The organism is Micromonospora maritima (assembly GCF_902825405.1).
GTDB lineage: Bacteria > Actinomycetota > Actinomycetes > Mycobacteriales > Micromonosporaceae > Micromonospora > Micromonospora maritima.
In genome coordinates, this window is record NZ_CADEAU010000725.1 from 1 (window position 1) to 2125 (window position 2125).

The 2125-nt window shown below is 75.8% G+C and carries 2 protein-coding genes; both read right to left on the minus strand.

Annotation, left to right across the window (positions count from 1 at the left end; genetic code table 11):
- Positions 1-115 precede the first annotated feature (115 nt).
- Positions 116-1084: an RNA polymerase subunit sigma-70 gene (locus tag HUW36_RS31545; protein ID WP_246248418.1), complete on the minus strand. Its 969-nt coding sequence runs from the start codon at positions 1082-1084 to the stop codon at positions 116-118.
- 102 nt (positions 1085-1186) lie between these two features.
- Positions 1187-2125 (minus strand): [protein-PII] uridylyltransferase family protein (locus HUW36_RS31550; protein WP_484502614.1); only part of this gene is annotated, 939 nt, incomplete at its 5' end.

Here is a 2125-nt window from a genome sequence, read left to right on the forward strand (position 1 = left end):
GTGGTCAGTGCCAGTGGTTCGCTCTGGTCGCGGCGCAACGCCGGAATGTGGTGCAGCGTCCGGTCGGCCGGGACGTCGGCGGCCATCGCGGTCAACGTGAGCGTCCGCACCGGGGCTACTCGGTGCCGTCGGCCGGCAGGCGCCCGGGCAGCCCGAGCCGGGGGAACTGGTCGGCGTGGAAGGTGACGATCTCGGTGATCGCCCCGCCGGTGACGCGCAGGGCGTCGACGGTCAGCGGCAGGTACGCGCCCTCCCCCTCCCGCCAGAGATAGAAGGCGACGGCGGGCTGCCGGTTCACCGCGGTGGGGACGGCGCGCAGGCGCCCCAGCTCCCCGAAGCCGTCCGCGACCCAGTCGCCGACCACCGCGTCGCGGCCGACCTGGAGTCCCGGCGTGGGCGGCATCGAGCAGCGCACGTCGTCGGCCAGCAGCGCGGCGAGCCGGTCGACGTCCTTGGCGACGCTGGCGTCGGTGAAGCGGCGTACCAGCTCACGGGTGCCGGCGTCCTCCTCGCCGCCGGTCCAGTCCTGCCGCTCGGCGGGCAGGTGCGCGCGCATGCCGGCGCGGGCCCGCTGCAACGCGCTGTTCACCGAGTTGACGGAGTCGCCGAGCAGCTCCGCGACGTCCCGCGCGGGCCAGCCGAGCACGTCGCGCAGGATCAGCACGGCGCGTGGGCGCGGCGCGAGGTGCTGGACCGCGACCAGGTACGCCAGCTCGATCGTCTCCCGCGCGACGGCGACCGCCTCCGGCTCGTCCGCGTCGCCGGCGGGCAGCTCGTCGAGCAGCCGGTCCGGGTAGGGCTGCAACCACGGCACCTCACCGCCGGTCGCCGGCTGCGGGCGACGCTTGGCGAGCAGGTCCAGGCAGGTGTTGGTGGCGATCCGGTAGAGCCAGGCCCGCACCGTCGACCGTCCCGCGTAGGTCTCCCGCCGCCGCCACGCCCGCAGGAACGTCTCCTGCACGGCGTCCTCGGCGTCCTCGAACGACCCGAGCATCCGGTAGCAGTGCACGTGCAGTTCCCGCCGGTGCCGCTCGGTCAGCCCGGCGAACACCGGCTCGTCGACCGCACCCTGCTCCGCACGCATGTCCGCAATCATCTCGTCGTCCTCACGTCTCGTCGTGTCCCGTCGTAGGTGTGACGGGCGCGGGCGCGAGAACTCATCACCGGGGCGGGATCCCCGCTCCGGTCAGAGCGGGGCTTCGAGGATGCGCTGCACGACGGTGCGGGAGTGGCGGCCGGTGCGCAGGTACTCGTCGAGGAACTCGCCGGGGTCGTCGTGGCCCAGCAGCCGCACCACGCCGGCCAGCTCCACGCCGTGCCGGGGCAACTGGTCGCCGGAGCGGCCCCGGACCAGCATCAACGCGTCGCGGACCTGCGCGGCGAGGGTCCAGCCGGCGGCCAGTTCGGCCGCGTCCTCGCCGTCGAGCAGGCCGGCGTCGCGGGCGGCGGCGAGCGCGTCGAGGGTACGGGTGCCGCGCAGCGCCGGCAGCCGGCCGGCGTGCCGGAGCTGGAGCAGCTGCACCGCCCACTCGACGTCGGCAAGCCCGCCCCGGCCCAGCTTGGTGTGGGTGGCCGGGTCGGCGCCGCGGGGCAGGCGTTCGGTCTCCACCCGCGCCTTGATCCGGCGGATCTCCACCACCTGCTCGCGGGTCAGCCCGTCGGCCGGGTAGCGCACCGGCTCGATCATCGCCTCGAACTCGGCGCCCAGGTCGGCGTCGCCGCAGACGAACCGGGCCCGCAGCAGCGCCTGCGCCTCCCACACCCGCGACCACCGGGCGTAGTACTGGGCGTAGGCGGCCAGGCTGCGGACCAGCGGGCCCTGCCGACCCTCCGGGCGCAGGTCGGCGTCGACGCCGAGCGGCGGGTCGGGGGCGGGCGCGGAGAGCAGCCGACGCAACTCCTCGGCGATCGCGTGCGCGGCGGCGCTGGCCGCGCTCTCGTCCGTCCCGGCCGGCGGGTCGTAGACGAAGAGCACGTCGGCGTCGGAGAGGTAGTTGGACTCGTACCCGCCGAGCCGGCCCATGCCGATCACCGCGAAGCGCAGGCCGGGCGGGCCGGGCTGGGCGGCCCGGGCGGCGCGCAGCGCGGCGGCCAGCGTGGCGTCGGTGACGTGGGAGAGCGCGGT

Excerpts from the sequence above, each read along its gene's own strand:
- HUW36_RS31545 (WP_246248418.1), bottom strand. The coding sequence starts at position 1,084 with ATGCGTGCGGAGCAGGGTGCGGTCGACGAGCCGGTGTTCGCCGGGCTG.